Annotated in this window: 15 protein-coding genes and 1 pseudogene; 11 read left to right on the top strand and 5 right to left on the bottom strand. The window is 72.6% G+C overall.

The features are described from left to right. Nucleotides 1-68: 68 nt before the first annotated feature. Both ADL29_RS17315 and ADL29_RS17320 read right to left on the bottom strand, forming a co-directional pair. Nucleotides 69-1016, bottom strand: coding sequence for a DUF1444 domain-containing protein (locus tag ADL29_RS17315; RefSeq protein ID WP_053924542.1), 948 nt, complete (start codon nucleotides 1014-1016; stop codon nucleotides 69-71). Nucleotides 1017-1185: 169 nt separating this feature from the next. After that, nucleotides 1186-1704, bottom strand: coding sequence for a lytic polysaccharide monooxygenase auxiliary activity family 9 protein (locus tag ADL29_RS17320; RefSeq protein ID WP_053924543.1), 519 nt, complete (start codon nucleotides 1702-1704; stop codon nucleotides 1186-1188). 274 nt (nucleotides 1705-1978) lie between these two features. On the opposite strand from ADL29_RS17320, the gene ADL29_RS17325 reads away from it, so the two are divergent. The 3 genes from ADL29_RS17325 to ADL29_RS17335 all read left to right on the top strand — a co-directional run bounded on the left by ADL29_RS17325 (nucleotide 1979) and on the right by ADL29_RS17335 (nucleotide 5097). Further along, a complete protein-coding gene (locus ADL29_RS17325) occupies nucleotides 1979-3571 on the top strand; it encodes an APC family permease (RefSeq protein WP_078971071.1) in 1593 nt (530 codons plus the stop codon). Nucleotides 3572-3810: 239 nt separating this feature from the next. Further along, entirely contained in the window at nucleotides 3811-4245 is a 435-nt protein-coding gene (locus tag ADL29_RS17330; RefSeq protein WP_053924544.1) for a DUF7144 family membrane protein, read from the top strand. Nucleotides 4246-4434: 189 nt separating this feature from the next. Then, on the top strand, nucleotides 4435-5097 hold the full coding sequence (locus tag ADL29_RS17335) for a TetR/AcrR family transcriptional regulator (RefSeq protein ID WP_053924545.1): 663 nt from the start codon (nucleotides 4435-4437) through the stop codon (nucleotides 5095-5097). A gap of 49 nt (nucleotides 5098-5146) precedes the next feature. On the opposite strand, the gene ADL29_RS17340 is transcribed toward ADL29_RS17335, so the two are convergent. Continuing rightward, nucleotides 5147-6064, bottom strand: coding sequence for a DUF6214 family protein (locus ADL29_RS17340; protein ID WP_053924546.1), 918 nt, complete (start codon nucleotides 6062-6064; stop codon nucleotides 5147-5149). Nucleotides 6065-6202: 138 nt separating this feature from the next. Between ADL29_RS17340 and ADL29_RS17345 the strand changes: the two genes are divergently transcribed. Then, nucleotides 6203-7567, top strand: coding sequence for an FAD-dependent oxidoreductase (locus ADL29_RS17345; RefSeq protein WP_053924547.1), 1365 nt, complete (start codon nucleotides 6203-6205; stop codon nucleotides 7565-7567). Nucleotides 7568-7607: 40 nt separating this feature from the next. On the opposite strand, the gene ADL29_RS17350 is transcribed toward ADL29_RS17345, so the two are convergent. Next, nucleotides 7608-7991: an ArsR/SmtB family transcription factor gene (locus ADL29_RS17350; protein WP_053924548.1), complete on the bottom strand. Its 384-nt coding sequence runs from the start codon at nucleotides 7989-7991 to the stop codon at nucleotides 7608-7610. 164 nt (nucleotides 7992-8155) lie between these two features. On the opposite strand from ADL29_RS17350, the gene ADL29_RS17355 reads away from it, so the two are divergent. The 7 genes and pseudogenes from ADL29_RS17355 (at nucleotide 8156) to ADL29_RS17385 (ending at nucleotide 14815) form a co-directional block, all read left to right on the top strand. Next, complete coding sequence (locus tag ADL29_RS17355) at nucleotides 8156-9253, top strand: NADH:flavin oxidoreductase/NADH oxidase (RefSeq protein ID WP_053924549.1); 1098 nt, start codon at nucleotides 8156-8158, stop codon at nucleotides 9251-9253. Between the two features lie 100 nt (nucleotides 9254-9353). Then, the gene (locus ADL29_RS17360; RefSeq protein ID WP_053924594.1) at nucleotides 9354-10439 is read left to right on the top strand and encodes a WD40/YVTN/BNR-like repeat-containing protein; all 1086 of its coding nucleotides are present in this window, start codon (nucleotides 9354-9356) and stop codon (nucleotides 10437-10439) included. Nucleotides 10440-10511: 72 nt separating this feature from the next. Beyond that, nucleotides 10512-11189 (top strand): uracil-DNA glycosylase, encoded by a 678-nt coding sequence (locus ADL29_RS17365; protein WP_046924656.1) that lies wholly within the window; start codon nucleotides 10512-10514, stop codon nucleotides 11187-11189. Between the two features lie 38 nt (nucleotides 11190-11227). Beyond that, a complete protein-coding gene (locus ADL29_RS17370; protein WP_053924550.1) occupies nucleotides 11228-12106 on the top strand; it encodes an LURP-one-related family protein in 879 nt (292 codons plus the stop codon). Next, nucleotides 12099-13109, top strand: coding sequence for an N-acetylglucosamine kinase (locus tag ADL29_RS17375; protein WP_053924551.1), 1011 nt, complete (start codon nucleotides 12099-12101; stop codon nucleotides 13107-13109). The genes ADL29_RS17370 and ADL29_RS17375 overlap by 8 nt, the downstream gene beginning before the upstream one ends. A 107-nt stretch (nucleotides 13110-13216) precedes the next feature. Next, nucleotides 13217-14162: pseudogene (locus ADL29_RS17380) on the top strand (sirohydrochlorin chelatase). Between the two features lie 275 nt (nucleotides 14163-14437). Beyond that, nucleotides 14438-14815: a nuclear transport factor 2 family protein gene (locus ADL29_RS17385; protein WP_053924552.1), complete on the top strand. Its 378-nt coding sequence runs from the start codon at nucleotides 14438-14440 to the stop codon at nucleotides 14813-14815. A 7-nt stretch (nucleotides 14816-14822) separates the two neighbouring features. Here the strand turns inward: ADL29_RS17385 and ADL29_RS17390 are convergent, their stop codons facing one another. Continuing rightward, nucleotides 14823-15872, bottom strand: a complete 1050-nt coding sequence (locus ADL29_RS17390) for a lactonase family protein (RefSeq protein WP_053924553.1) — start codon at nucleotides 15870-15872, stop codon at nucleotides 14823-14825. Nucleotides 15873-15881 lie beyond the last annotated feature (9 nt).

Below are 15881 nucleotides of genomic sequence, written 5' to 3' on the forward strand. Positions count from 1 at the left end.
CGGGGCCTCATTCAGGAGAACGGACCGGCGGCGGGACGGGTTCCCGGACCGGGAAAGTTTTTACGGGTTCATGCCTCGTCCTGCACCAGCCGCTCCAGCATGTCCTGGAAGTCCATGTCCACGACCACCCGCAGCCCGTCACCGTGCGGCTCGCTCAGCGGGGTCAGCACGCCGCGCCGCCACCAGAACACCTTGGGGCTGATCGCGCCCGCCGCGTCCTCGTGCCCGGCCGCCGCGAACTGCGCCATGGCCTGGAGCGCCGGGATGACCTGGGCGTCCTGGATCCGGTGGAAGGCCAGCTGATGCCGGAAGGGCATGGCGACCAGCGCACCGTCCGGGGTGAGCCCCGTACCCATCAGCCGCTGCACCAGCTCGTCCAGCACCAGCACCCGGCTCGCGGTGAAGAACGAGTCGCCGAGCAGCACCTCGAAGGACGAGCCGTCGCCCCGGCGCACCGTCTCGTGCCCTTCGACCGGCAGCGCGCGCAGATTGTTCATCGCCCGGATCCGCAGTTCCGCGACGTCCCCGAGGTCGGCCAGCGAGTCCTCGCTCAGCGTCTGCACCGCCTCGGGCAGATCGAGGGCGAGCACCTCGCGCAGCCCTGCGGCGTGCTCGCGGCCGTACCGGAAGGCGTCCGAGGCGGGCAGCGTCTCCTGGGCGACGATACGGGGATAGAGACAGGCCCGGATCTCGTCCTCGGAGAGGATCTCCAGCGGCTGCGGGCCGTCCATGGTGCGCAGCACCTTGCCGACGTGGTCGCGGATCAGCACCGGCCAGCTGCGCTCGCCGCGCCGGTCGCGGTGGCAGACGGCGGCGAGATTGCCGAGGCCGAACTGGCGGCCCGCGGAATCGGCCACCACCCCTGCGTACGCGGTGACTTCCAGGCCGTGTTCGGCGAACGCCTGCCGGACCTGCGATCTGAAGAAGCCGCCCTCGCGCTCGGAGAAGAAGGTGAACTCGGCATCGCGTGCGAGGTCGCGGGAATCCCGCTTCGGTCCTCGGCGGAACAGTCCCATCTCTTCCTCCCGGCAACGGCCCCGGACGACGGCCATGATGGGGCCGATCGTAACGGGTGCGTCTGTCCCACCGGACATGCTCCACCTGCGAGGAGACGCTACGGGCGGGCGGGGGACGCGGGCGTGCGCCCGCGCACCTCCCCGCAGGCGGGACCGGGGACCTGCGGTGCTAGCCGCCGATGTTGACGTCGATGCAGGCGTAGAAGGCGTTCGCGGTATCGGCGATGTTCCAGACCGCGAGGACCTTCTGCTTGCCGGTGATCCCGCCGAAGTTGACCGTGTGCGAGACCGTCTCCGGCGGCTGGGCGCCACCGTCGTCGAATTCGGCGACCTTCCGTCCGCCGACGAAGTACTGCCAGGTGCTGGTGGAATGACGTGCCGTCAGCTTCCAGTTGAAGGTCTGGGAGCTGCCGACCGGGGTGACCTGCCACCCCTTGGAGTCGTCGTCGAGATCGGCGAACTGGCTGTTGCCTCCGCTGCAACTGGCCAGTCCCTTGGGGCCCTCGACGCTCTGCGGCTCCCATTTGATCGGGCCGCATTCGACGGTGCCGGCGGCGCACTGCGCCTGCCTGCTGGGCGGCGTGGATACATAGCCGTGCGCACTGGCCGGACTGGCCGGCATGGTCACCACGAGGAGCGGTGCGATTCCGGCGCCGATGGCGAGGGCCAGCCTTCTCTTCCTGTTCATGTCAACTGTCAACCCTTTCGCGCTCGTTGAGTGGGGGGTGGATGACGCGAGGGTGTTTCCGCCGGCCGGCACGGCGATTGGTCTAGACTTTACTCATTGGTGATGCCCCGTCAAGAGGTGTGCAAGGCGCCGATGGCCCCGGAGCCGCCGGCCCCGTCGGCCGCCGCACCGATCCCCCGCCCCCGCCGGGCCCGCTGCCTCGTGTTGAAAGCCCTTGGGGAAGGGAGGAGAATTCTGGCCTGACGCGCCGCTTGTTCTGTGCGCGGAGGAAACCATGACGCCGTCTGCCGCCCCGCCCCCCAAGGGCCCCTCCGGCCCCTCGGGCAGCCAGGCCTCACTCGTCGCGGACAAGGGGCTCAGGGGCGGCGCACTCGGACTGTTCTCCAGTACCGTGATCGGCCTGGCCTCCACCGCCCCCGCCTACAGCCTGGCCGCCACGCTCGGCGTCATCGCCGCCGTCGTCGGCCTCCAGTCGCCGGTCGTCATCATCCTGGCGTTCGTCCCCATGTTCCTGATCGCCTACGGCTACAAGGGGCTCAACCAGGTCGACCCGGACTGCGGCACCACCTTCACCTGGGCCTCGCGGGCGTTCGGACCGCATACCGGCTGGCTGGGCGGCTGGGGCATCGTCGCCGCGGACATCATCGTCATGGCGAACCTGGCGCAGATCGCCGGGCAGTACGGATTCCAGCTCGTCGGCGCCCCCGGGCTGGCGCACAACACCCTGTGGACCATGGTGGCCGGGGTGGTGTGGATCGCCCTGATGACCTGGATCTGCTACATCGGCATCGAGGTCTCGGCCAACCTGCAGAAGGTGCTGCTGACCGTCGAGGTGGTGATGCTGCTGGTCCTCGCCGTCACCGCGCTGGTGAAGGTCTACTCCGGCACGGCGCCCGGCACCTCGCTGCACATCGCCTGGTCGTGGTTCGACCCCACCCGGCTCCGCTCCCTCGATGCCTTCACCACGGGCATCCTCACCACGGTGTTCATCTACTGGGGCTGGGACAGCTGCGTATCGGTCAACGAGGAGACCGCGGACCGCACCCGCACCCCGGGCCGCGCCGCGGTCACCTCCACCGTCATCCTGCTCTGCGTCTACCTCCTGGTCGCCACGTCCGCACTGAGCTTCGCCGGGGTGGCACGCACCGGTATCGGACTGGCCAATCCGGACAACGCCTCGGATGTGCTGTCCAACCTCGGCAACGAGGTCTTCGGCAGCGGTGCGGGCGGCCAGGCGCTGACCAAGCTGCTGATCCTCATGGTGCTGACCTCCGCCGCGGCATCGACCCAGACCACGATCCTGCCCACGGCCCGGACCACGCTCTCGATGGCCACGTTCAAGGCCCTGCCCGCGCATTTCGCCCGTGTCCACCCGCGCTTCCTGACCCCGACGTGGTCCACCGTCGGCATGGGCCTGGCGTCCGCCGTCTTCTTCGTGCTGCTGTCCCGGGTCAGCGAGAACCTGCTGGCCGACTCCATCGGATCGGTCGGCCTGATGATTGCCTTCTACTACGGGCTCACCGGCTTCGCCTGTGTCTGGTACTTCCGCAAGGTGCTCCATCTCGGCCCGCGCGCGCTGTGGACCCGGGGGATCATGCCGGGCCTGGGCGGCGCGATGCTGCTCTACTTCTTCGTCGACGCGTGTGTGGTCTACGCCGCCCCCGACTACGGCAGCACCTCGTGGACCCTGCCCTTCCCGCCGCACTGGCAGCTCGGCGGCGTCTTCGTCACCGGCCTGGGCTCACTGGTCCTCGGCGGCGTGCTGATGCTGGTGTACCGGCTGATCAGCCCCGCGTTCTTCCGCCAGGAGATCATCGCGGTCTCCGCCCACGAGAAGGATCACGCACCGGACGAGGAGCGGCCCTGATTCCCCGCCGGCACCGCGATTCCCCTGCGGCACCGCGCACCTCAACCGTTTGACCACGTACGAATTCCCCTTGTGCCGACGGGGATTCGCCGCTGCTCGCCGGCCTCGGTCCCCTGTCCGGCGCCCTGACCTTGCGCTGCGCCCTCGCGGATGCTGACCGGTACACGACGTGTCAGTCTGGTGATGAGGCCGCGTCGGCCCGCCCGGAGCGCGGCATCTCTCGCGTAAAGGAGCCTGACATGGCCACTCACGCAGGCGAAGCCCCTACAGGCAAGGTCCCCCGGCACACCGAACACCCGGCCGCCGAGGGCTGGACCGTATTCGCCGCGGTCCTGATGATCTTCGGCGGCATCATGGCGATCTTCGAGGGCGCCTCCGCCATCGCCAAGGACACCGTCTTCATCAACACCCCGCACTACGTCTACTCGTTCAACCTCACCGGCTGGGGCATCCTGCACCTCATCCTCGGCATCCTGGTCGCGCTCGCCGGCGTCGCGCTGTTCACGGGGGCGGTCTGGGCCCGCATCCTCGGTGTGACACTGGCCGGCCTGAGCATGATCGCCAACTTCATCTGGCTGCCGCACTTCCCGCTGTGGGCCATCGTCGTGATCGCGATCGACGCCTTCGTCATCTGGGCGCTGTGCACCTCGTCGCGGGACCTCGTCGGCGACTAGCTCGGGGGGAGCGGGCTCGGTGCCCCCGGGCGGGCAACCGCACCGCCCGCCGTGCCCCCGTGGCCCGATTCGGACGATCCCCCGCGTCGCCCGAATCGGGCAGCTTGACCGGATCCCCTGCTCACCACGGCAGACATCCGGACCCTGCCGAGTATACTGGCCCCGAGCCAGTCAACGCAGGAGTACAGCATGTCCCCCCGGAGCGCATCGGTCAATGAAGCGTTGCGGCGGCGCTCGCGGGAGCGGCTGCTCCAGGCAACCGTCGACCTGGTGGGCGAGCGCGGCTTCGAGGCGACGACGCTCGGCGACATCGCGGAGCGCGCGGGGGCTGCCCGCGGCCTGATCTCGTACTACTTCCCCGGCAAACGCCAGCTGCTGCAGTCGGCCGTGCACCGGCTGATGCATCTGACGCTGCAGGCGGCGCTGGAGCGCGAGCCGCGGCCGGAGGGGCCGGATGCGGGGCCTGAGCTGCTGGCACGTGCCATCGACGCGGTTCTGGGGCTGGCACACGACCGTCCGCTGCTGATGCGGACGCATATGGCCGGAATTCTGACGGCCGAGGGCTTTATCCAGTGCCCGGAGCAGCAGCGGCTGGCGCAATTGCTGCGGGGTGTGGTCGTCGCGTACGGATCGCCGGATCCCGACGCCGACTATCCGTTGCTACGGGCGCAGTTGATGGGGTCGGTGGTGCCGATACTGCTGCCGGGGGCGCCGATCTCGCGGGCCGTGATGCGCGCCGAGCTGTTCCAGCGCTACGGGCTGGCGTGGGAGCTGGGGGTGCCGCCGCAGGAGCGGCCGCCGGGCGGGGCGCGGGCGGGGGTCCCCGGACGGCCGGAGCGGGCGCGGAAGTGACCGGCCGGGCGCCGGTCTCGCGGGCGACCCGCCCCGTGCACCGGCCCGCTCAGCGCTTGTTGTGGCGGGGTGTCAGGAATCCTTCGTCGCGGGCACCGGCGATCAGGCGCAGTGATCTGCGGCGGTTGCGTCCGGTGGCGTTCATGACGGCCAGGACCGGGTCCTGGCCGTTTCGCTGTGCCGCGCGGTAGGCATCGGCGGCGAGCTTGCGGCGTTCGGTGGTGCGCGAGCGGGTGAGGGTGACGGGCGGGGCGGCAGCGGGGCGCGCGGCAGGTTCGGCCGGGGCGCCGGAATCGCCGGAGGGGCCGGGCTCCGCGGATGTGCCGGGTTCCGTGGACTTCGGGGCGCGGTCGTGGGCGGCGGCCGCCGGGACGGCCGGGGCGGTGGCCGTACGGTCGTCGTCCCGGGGGTCGTCCGCCGTGCCGCAGCACACGCCGTCGCTCCGGAGGGCGAACCGCGCCGGGACCGGCTCCGCCTCGGGCCGGAACGCCGGCGAGCCGGCCTCCGGCTCGTCCTGGCCGGCACCCGGGCCCGCCTCCTGGCCCGGCTCCCGTTCCGGTTCCGGCTCGAGGGCCGGCCGTTCCTTCCGCGGCCGCCCGGTGGCCAGCCGGCACGCGTCGTCCAGGGGGCCGTCGATCCAGCGCGCCAGCGAGGCGAGGCCGTCGAGGGTCAGGGGCGGATCGGCGCGCAGGTCCTCGACGGTGAGGCGGTCGTCGGAGACCGCCACGAGGACGTCGATCCGGGCTCCGTCGGCGAAGGTCAGCCGGGCGCTGAACCAGGGGCCCAGCGGATCGAGGCGGGGCGGCAGGTCCGCGAGCCCGAGGATCCCTTCCGGATCGTCGGGGGCGAGGGGCTCGGGAGCGGGCGCGGCCGAGCCGTAGCCCTGGAGCTCCCAGGCGGGCCACTCTCCGGCCGTGTCCTGGGCTTTATATCGGCTATTAACGGTATAAAAGTCACTTCCCGACACAGGGGAAAACGTAGCTCCCTGTTCATCGGCCCCAGGGGCGCGGCACGCTCATCACACCCGGGAGCAACCCCGATAGCGCATCTCCCGCCGCGGGCCCGTCGGTGCAATCCTGGGGGTACTCCGCGGAAGGGGCCACCCGTGCTTCGTGTCGCAGTCATCGGATCGGGACCGAGCGGTGTGTACACCGCACAGTCCCTGGTCGAACAGCAGGCCGTGCCGGACATCGAGGTCTACGTCCTGGACCGGCTGCCGTGCCCGTACGGCCTGGTCCGTTACGGCGTCGCGCCGGACCACGAGAAGATCAAGTCGCTGCAGGGCAATCTGCGGACGGTGCTGGAGCACCCCCGGGTGCACTTCCTGGGGAATGTGGAGGCGGGCGCCCCGGGGGTGGGGCTGCCGGAGCTGCAGGAGATGTTCCACGCGGTGGTGTTCTGCGTGGGCGCCGCCACGGACCGCCATCTCGGCATCCCCGGTGAGGGCCTCCCCGGCAGCCATTCCGCGACCGATTTCGTCGCCTGGTACAGCGCGCATCCGGACGCCGCGACCGCCCGCTTCACCCTGGGCGCGCGCTCCGCGATCGTGATCGGCGTGGGCAACGTGGCCGTCGATGTGGCCCGGATCCTGGCCCGCGGCGCCGCGGAGCTCGCCACCACCGACATGCCCCAGGGGGCGCTCGGCGCGCTGGCCGACAGCCGCGTCGAGGATGTCTGGATGGTGGGCCGACGGGGGCCCTCGCAGGCCAAGTTCACCACCAAGGAGCTCCGGGAGCTGGGGTCCCTGCCGGGCACGGAGGTGCTCGTACGGCCCGAGGAACTGGCGCTGGACCCGGCGTACCGCGATCCGGGCGGCCTGCCGGCCGTGGGTCGGCGCAATGTCGAGGTGCTGCGCGGCTGGGCGGAGCGCCCGGTGGAGAAGGCGGCCGGGGCGGGGCCGGGACGGCGGATTCATCTGCGGTTCTTCCTGCGGCCGGTCGAGGTGGCGGGGGACGCGGCCACCGGGGTCCGGGCGGTCCGGTTCGAGCGGACGGCGCCGGACGGGCGCGGCGGGGTCACCGGGACCGGTGAGTACGAGGACATCGCGGGGCAGTTGGTGCTGCGTTCGGTCGGCTACCGGGGCACGCCGCAGCCGGGGCTGCCGTTCGACGAGGCGCGCGGGACGGTGCCGCATCTGGCGGGGCGGGTGCTGCGGGACGGTGTGCCGTGCCCCGGCGTCTATGTGGCGGGCTGGATCAAGCGCGGCCCCACCGGGGTGATCGGCACCAACCGGCCGTGCGCGAAGGAGACCACGGCGTCGCTGCTGGAGGATGCCGCCCGGCTGGCGGGCCGCGACCTCGTGGACGACCCGGTGGCGGCGCTGCGGCGGGCGGGTCAGACGCCGGTGCCCTGGACGGGGTGGCTGGCCATCGAGGCGGCGGAGGCGGAGTGGGGCCGCCGGCTGGGCCGCGGGACCGTCAAACTGCCGGACTGGGAAAGGCTGTTGGACGCCGCGCGGACGTCCGGGTGAGCCCGGCCGGGCAGGCGTGCCGGTACGGGAGAAGGGCGGATCAGCCGTCCCCGAGGCGACCGGCCTGGAGGTCCGCCGCGCGCAGCACACCGTCGATCAGGCCGGGGAACAGGGTGTCCAGGTCGGCCCGGCGCAGCCCGTTCATCTTGGCGGTGCCCCGGTAGACCTGCTGGATGACGCCGTGTTCGCGCAGCACCCGGTAGTGGTGCGTACAGGTCGACTTGCTGACCGGCAGCTCGACGTCGGCACAGGTCAGCTCGCCTTCGGCGGCGGCCAACGCGCAGACGATCCGTAGCCGCATCGGGTCGGCGAGGGCGTGCAGGACGCCTTCGAGCCGGATGTCCTCGCGGGCCGGGTGGGCCAGCGACCGCGAGCCGGACGGAGCGCCCCCGGAGGCCGTGGGGGACGTCGTACCGGTCGTCATGGCGGCTCCTGGGGTGCGGTGCATCGGCTCGCCGGGTTGGTCCGGCCCGTCCATTGTACGAGCACCATCGTAGTTTGACATCTGCCGTACTACGACGATTATCGTACGAACGCGCCGAGCCGAAGCACCCGCCGAGGCAAGCCCGAACCGACCTGGAGATTGCCGTGAGCACGCTGTTCCAGCCCATCACCCTGCGGTCCCTGACCATCGCCAACCGCCTCTGGATGGCACCGATGTGCCAGTACTCCGCCGCGGCCACCGGGCCCGACGCGGGCGTCGCCACCGACTGGCACTTCGCCCACTACGCGGCGCGGGCGGCCGGCGGCACCGGCCTGATCCTGACCGAGGCGACGGCCGTCGCCCCGGAGGGCCGGATCAGCCCGTACGACCTGGGGATCTGGAACGACCGCCAGGTGGCGGCGCTGCGCCGGATCACCGGATTCCTCAAGGAGCACGGCACCGTCCCCGGTATCCAGCTCGCCCACGCCGGCCGCAAGGCATCCACCGACGCCCCGTGGCGCGACGGCGCCCCGCTGACGGACGCGGACGGCGGCTGGCCCACGGTGGCGCCGAGCCCGCTCCCGTTCGACGAGGGGCACCCGGCTCCCGACGAGCTCAGCGCCGAAGGCATACGGGAGATCGTGGGGCAGTTCGCGGACGCCGCGCGGCGGGCGCTGGACGCCGGCTTCCAGGTCGTCGAGGTGCACGGTGCGCACGGCTATCTGATCGGCCAGTTCCTCTCGCCGCACACCAACCACCGCACCGACGAGTACGGCGGCTCGTACGAGAACCGGACCCGGTTCGCACTGGAGGTCGTGGACGCGGTGCGCGCCGTATGGCCCGAGGAGCTTCCGGTGCTGTTCCGTATCTCGGCGACCGACTGGCTGAGCGAGAACGAGGACGACGAGCGCGAGGGCTGGACCGCCGACGACACGGTGCGCTTCGCCGCCGATCTGCTGGCGCACGGGGTGGATCTGCTGGACACCTCCACGGGCGGCAATGCGCCGCGGGCCCGGATCGCGAGCGGTCCGGGGTACCAGGTGCCGTTCGCGGAGCGGGTGAAGCGGGAGACCGGGCTGCCGGTCGGCGCCGTGGGGCTGATCACCGAAGCCCGGCAGGCCGAGAAGGTCGTCGCGGACGGTCAGGCGGATGTGGTGCTGCTCGGCCGCGAGCTGCTGCGCAACCCGTCCTTCGTCCGCCACGCGGCCCGCGAGCTGGGCGGTGCGGCGGCGACTCCGCAGCAGTACCACTGGGCCGTCTGACCTGCGCGGACACGCTCCGGAGCGCCGCTGTCAGTGGTCGGGTGCACACTGACCACTACCTGGGACAACGGCGTTTCGGAGGTGTTCGGACGTGTCCGGCATGACTGACGTACTCCTCGCGGTGGGCACCCGCAAAGGGCTCTTCATCGGCCGACGGCGGCGCGGCGAGTGGGAATTGAGCGGCCCGCACTTCGCCGCGCAGGCGGTCTACTCCCTCGGGATCGACACCCGCGGCCCGGCCCCCAGACTGCTCGCCGGAGCCGACAGCGCCCACTGGGGCCCGTCGGTCTTCCACTCCGACGACCTCGGCGCGACCTGGCGCGAGCCCGCCCGCCCGGCGGTCAAGTACCCGCAGTACACCGGGACTTCGCTGGAGCGGGTGTGGCAGCTGCATCCGGCGGGCCCCGCCGCCCCCGAGGTGGTGTACGCGGGCACCGAGCCCGGCGGACTGTTCCGGTCGGCCGACCGGGGCGAGACGTTCGAGCTGGTCCGGCCGCTGTGGGACCACCCGAGCAGAGAGCAGTGGGTGCCGGGCGGCGGCGGGCTGGCCGTCCATACGGTGATCACCGACCCGCGGGATGTCGACGCGGTGACGGTGGCGGTCTCGGCGGCCGGGGTGTTCCGCACCCTCGACGGCGGTGCGAGCTGGGCGCCGTCGAACCACGGCGTCAAGGCGGTCTTCCTGCCGGACCAGCACCCCGAGTTCGGCCAGTGCGTCCACAAGATCGCGCAGGACCCGGAGAACCGCGACCGGCTGTACCTCCAGAACCACTGGGGCGTCTACCGCAGCGATGACGCGGGCGCCGCCTGGACGGACATCGGCGGCGGCCTGCCCTCCGACTTCGGCTTCGCGGTGGCCGCGCATCCGCGCCGCGGCGATGTCGCCTATCTCTTCCCCATCACCGCGGACATCGACCGGGTGCCGGCCGAGCACCGCTGCCGGGTCTACCGCACCTCCGACGCCGGCGGCAGCTGGGAGCCCCTGAGCGCCGGGCTGCCCGAGGAGGACCACTACGGCACGGTGCTCAGGGATGCGCTCACGGTGGACGACACCGATCCCGCGGGCGTCTATTTCGGCAACCGCAACGGCGAGGTGTACGCCTCCGATGACGACGGCGACAGCTGGCGGCTGCTCGCCTCCCATCTGCCGGATGTGCTGTGTGTACGGGCGGCCGCCGTGGGATGAGCGACGGTGCGGGGCGGATGAGTCGGGGCCATGGATTGAAGGGAGGCGGTACGGGGCCAGTAGGGTGATCGCGTGGCTGCACGACCTCTTCATGACATCGTTGAACCGGGCTGGGCCAAGGCACTTGAGCCCGTCGCCGGACAGATCGCCGCGATGGGCGACTTCCTCCGGGCGGAGATCGCCGCCGGACGGACGTACCTCCCGGCCGGGAACAATGTGCTGCGCGCCTTCCAGCAGCCCTTCGACCAGGTGCGGGTGCTCCTCGTCGGACAGGACCCCTACCCCACCCCGGGGCATGCGGTCGGGCTGAGCTTCTCCGTGGCGCCGGACGTCCGCCCGCTGCCGGGAAGCCTGGAGAACATCTTCCGCGAGCTGCACTCCGATCTCGGACTGCCGCGGCCGTCCAACGGCGACCTCACACCCTGGACCGAGCAGGGCGTGCTGCTGCTGAACAGAGCCCTGACCACGGCGCCCCGCAAGCCCGCCGCCCACCGCGGCAAGGGCTGGGAGGCGATCACCGAGCAGGCCATCCGCGCGCTGGTGGAGCGCGGCGGCCCGCTGGTGGCGGTGCTGTGGGGACGCGATGCGCGCAATCTGCGGCCGCTGCTCGGCAGCGTGCCGGCCGTCGAATCGGCGCACCCCTCCCCCATGTCCGCCGACCGCGGCTTCTTCGGCTCGCGGCCCTTCAGCCGGGTGAACGATCTGCTGGCGCGGCAGGGGGCGCAGCCCGTGGACTGGCGCCTGCCGTGATGCCGGGCGCCGGACCTGCCGGGCGCTAGTGTGCCCGCATGACCCACGCGAACATCCCTGCGGGCTGGTATGCCGACCCGCAGGGAATCCCCCGGCAATTGCGCTGGTGGGACGGCTCACGGTGGACCGAACACACCCATCCCGGAGAGCAGACGCTGCAGTCCGCGCAGGCACCGGCCCAGGACCGGCCGCAGGCGGCGCCGCAGCACCCCGCGCCTGATCACGCCCGGCTGGACGGGCCCGCGCAGTCGCCCTCGCTCCGGAAGCAGGCTTCCGGGCAGCCGGCACCCCAGCAGCCGCCCGCCGGGCCAGGCGGCGGCACCCTGTTCACCGAGCCGGTGCTCGTCGTGAACCAGAAAGCCCGGCTGATCGAGGTCACCAACGAGTACGGCGTCTTCGACCAGCACGGCAACTCCCTCGGCACGGTCGTCCAGGTCGGCCAGAGCGCCGCCAAGAAGGTGCTGCGGGTCGTCTCCAGCCTGGATCAGTACATGACCCACAAGCTGGAGATCCGCGATGCCGACGGGCAGCCGCAGCTGGTGCTGACCCGGCCCGCGAAGATCCTCAGGTCCAAGGTGCTGGTGGCGCGGCCGGACGGGCAGCCGGTCGGCGAGATCGTGCAGCAGAACGCCATCGGGAAGATCAACTTCTCGATGACGGCCAACGGCCGGTGCATCGGCGCCATCAAGGCGGAGAACTGGCGCGCCTGGAACTTCGCGATCGCGGACCACACGGACACCGAGGTCGCCCGGATCACCAAGACCTGGGAAGGCCTCGCCAGGACGATGTTCACCACCGCGGACAACTACGTCCTTCAGGTCCACCGCCCGCTCCCCGATCCGCTGCTGAGCCTGGTCGTCGCCGCGGCCCTGACCGTCGACACCGCCCTCAAGCAGGACGCCCGCGGCCTTGGCTGAGCCGGCCGGCCGCGGCGCGTTCGTCCTGGGGGCCGACTCGGGCGGCTCGAGGCTGCGGATCGCCCTCGCCCGCGCGGACGGCGGCCACGCCCCCCGGCCGCTCGCCACGTGCAGCTCGCAGGAGCCGGTCCGCACCGGCCCCGCCGGGATCGACGCGGCGCATCTACTGTCCCAACTGCTGCCCGCCGCCGAGGAGTTGCTGAGCCGGGCGGGTGCGAACGGGCTCGTCGCCGTCTGCATCGGCGCCGCCGGGATGGCCACCCTCGGCGACGATCTGCGCGCCCGGCTGCCCGCCGCCCTGACCGCCGCCTTCGGGCCGGTCCGCCTGGCGCTGGCGGCCGATGCCGTCACCGCGTACGCGGGAGCGCTGGGCCAGCGGCCGGGCGCCGTGGTCGCCGCGGGCACCGGCCTGATCGCCATGGGCACGGACCTGACGGCGGCGGGCGGCTGGCGCCGCGCCGACGGCTGGGGCCATCTGCTGGGCGACTGCGGTTCCGGCGCATGGATCGGCCGCGCCGGGCTGGAGGCCGCGATGCGCGCGTACGACGGGCGGCCCGGCGGTTCGCACCCGCTACTGGCGTGCGCACAGGCGCAGTTCGGGCCCGCCGGCGAGCTGCCCGGTGCGCTCTATCCGCGCCCCGACCGTCCCGCCGTACTGGCCTCTTTCGCACCCGAGGTGGGCCGTTGCGCCGCCGACGGCGACCCGGTGGCCGCCGGCATCCTGGTCGACGCCGCGCGCCATATCGCCGACGCCGCGGCCGCGGTCTGCCCGTCCGGCGGCCGCCCCACGGTGGCGCTCACCGGCGGTCTGTTCCGGATGGGCGAACCACTGCTGGCCCCGGTGCGCGCGGCGCTCGCCGTACGACTGCCGCACGCGCGCCGGGAGACGGCCGCCGGAAGCCCCCTCGACGGGGCGCTGGCCATCGCCGCGGCGCTGCCGGAAGGCCGCCTGAAATTGCCCGCCGACCCGAAGTTGTTGCAGATCACACCCCCTGTGGGGTGATCGGGGCGATCGCACCTCCGTGACGCGCGGGATAAATCGGGACGGATACCTCGGCAGCGAACCCTCCCTCGGCGCGGGAGTGGTCCGAGGCGTTAGCATGCGGCGCCATGAGTTCCCCCACTGGGCCCGCACCTGGCTCGCCCTATTTTGACGCCGAATCCCCGAGCCCGGGGGCCGCACCCGGCCTGCCCGTACGCATGCCGCGCCGCCAGACCGGCCGCCACCGCAAGCCCGAGCCGCTCGCCGCACCCGAGGGCGCACCCGCCCTGGTGCTCGCCGTGCCCGGCCCCCCCCACCGCCGCCTCCCGCAGCCTGGCGGAAGAGGTCTCCAGCATCGCCCGCTCGGAGCTGCCCGGCCTCGACGCCCGGATCGGCTATCTCGACGGCGGCGATGACGAGTTCCCGTCGCTGGAGGCCGTCCTGGCCCAGGCCGGCGCCGAGCAGAAGGAGCGGATCGGCCACGACGGGCCGGCCGACCAGCCCGCCGCGGTGGTCGTGCCGCTGCTGGCCGGTCCGGACAGCTCCCTGCTGCGCCGGATACGCCAGGCCATCATGAACAGCGGTTCCGGCGCGGACCTGACCGATGTCCTCGGCCCGCACCCGCTGCTCGCCGAGGCGCTGCACGTCCGGCTCTCCGAGGCCGGTCTGGCGCGCGCCGACCGTGCCCGTCTGTTCACGGTCGCCACCGCGGCGGACGGCATCATCCTGGCCACCGTGGGCGGCGACGAGGCCGTACAGGCCGCCGGGATCACCGGCATGCTGCTCTCGGCGCGGCTGGCCGTGCCGGTGCTGGCCGCCGGTCTGGACGAGGAGGGCGCCATCGCCCGCACGGCCGAGCAGCTGCGCGGCTCCGGCTCGCAGCAGCTGGCCCTGGCCCCGTACCTGATCGGCCCCGAGCTCGCCGACGGCCTTCTGGGGGCGGCCGCGGCGGAGGCGGAGTGCGCCTCGGCGGAAGCGCTCGGCGCGTACGGCGCGGTGGGCCGGCTGGTGCTGTCGAACTACGCGGCAGCGGTGGGCATCACCCTGCAGCAGGGGGCACCGGTCGCCCGCTAGAGCCCCGGGACTCCCTCAGGACGGACCGTGGAGGGGCCGCCCGCGCGCAGTGCGCGAGGGCGGCCCTTCGCCGTGTCCGGGGTCGGTCGGCGCTCCGACCGGCGCAGATGCCCGTCAGGCGCCCTGGGGCGACGCCGGACGCGGTGTGGGTGCCCGTGTCGCCGCGCGCCCGCGAGCGGCCCCGTCAGGGCTTCTGCCGGCCGTCCGGCGGCTACGGTGAGGATCCCGGGAATCCCTCCCCCGCCGTCCGCGGGGCCGCTCCGGGAGGCAGCGCCATGTCGCACGCCGATGTCGTCCGCGCCTGTTTCGCCAGCTATCTGGCTCAGGACCGCGAGACCATGGACCGGCTGCCGGCCGAGGAGTTCGTCTTCACCAGTCCGCTGGACGACCACATCGGCAAGGCCGCGTTCTTCGAGCGCTGCTTCCCGACGGCTCACCGGCTCCGCTCCCAGGAGATCCTCGACGCCGTGCCCGCCGGGGACGACCAGGTCTTCGTCCGGTACGCGTACGAGCTCAAGACCGGCGAACGCCATCGCAACGTCGAGGTGCTGACGGTCCGGGAAGGCCGGATCACCGAGACCCAGGTGTATTTCGGCGGGCAGTTCCCCAACGGCTGGCAGTTTCCCAAGGGCCGACGGTTCCCCAACGGCTGAACGTCCGTCAGACGAACACCACACAGGAGGCCGCCGGGGCGTCGACGGAGCCGGCCCGGGCGGGGATGCCCGTGCGGGGGTCGAGGGTGAACCACGTGATGTCGCCGGAGCGCTCGTTGGCGGCGTAGAGGTGACGTCCGGTGGGGTGGAGTGCCAGGTCGCGGGGCCAGTGTCCGCCGCAGGGGACGGTCGTGCGGAGGGTAGCGGTGTCCCCCGAAGGACCGAGTGCGAGTACGGAGATGCTGTCGTGACCCCGGTTGGCGGCCCAGGCGAACCGGCCGTCCGGGGAGACGACCAGTTCGGAGGGGAAGGTGCCGTCCGTGGCAACCCCCTCGGGGAGCAGTGGGGTCTCGCCCAGGGGGGTGAGGGTGCCCCGGCCGGCGTCCCACCGGCAGAGCGTGACCGTGGGGTCGAGTTCATTGATGACGTAGGCGTGGTCGCCGCGCGGATGGAAGGCGAGATGGCGCGGTCCACTGCCGGGGCGCAGCGGCACCTCTGCGTGAACGGTCAGCGTCCCGTCGCCGCCGTCGACGGCGCACACCCGTACCGAGTCCGTACCGAGGTCCACGCTGAGCAGCCAGCGGCCGCCGGGGTCGGGCAGGACGGCATGCGCATGCGGGCCTTCCTGGCGGTCGGTCTGCGGGCCGCTGCCCTGGTGGGGAAGGACGGCGGCGGGCCCGCCGAGGGTTTCGTCGGCCCGTACGGGGAGCGAACTGACGCTGCCGGAGCTGTAGTTGGCGGTGAAGAGACGGCCCGCCGCCAGGGAGAGGTGGGTGGGATCGGCGCCGCCCACCGGGACGGCGGGGCCGAGCGGTGCGGGCCCCTGCGGGGTGAGGGCGAAGGCCGCCGCCGCGCCGTCGGGCAGCTCGCTGACCGCGTAGAGGTGCCGTCCGTCGGGGCTCGGGGCGAGGTAGGAGGGGTTGGGTACGGCGTCGGTGGAGTGCAGCGGGCGGAGCGCGCCGGTCGCCGGGTCCACGGCCGCCGTGGTGATCCCGGGGCCGCCCGCCGTCGTGAAGGATCCGATGTACGCGTGCCGGCCGCCGTCCGTCGTCCCCATGGGTCCCGC

This window comes from Streptomyces chattanoogensis (genome assembly GCF_001294335.1).
Classification (GTDB): Bacteria; Actinomycetota; Actinomycetes; order Streptomycetales; family Streptomycetaceae; genus Streptomyces; species Streptomyces chattanoogensis.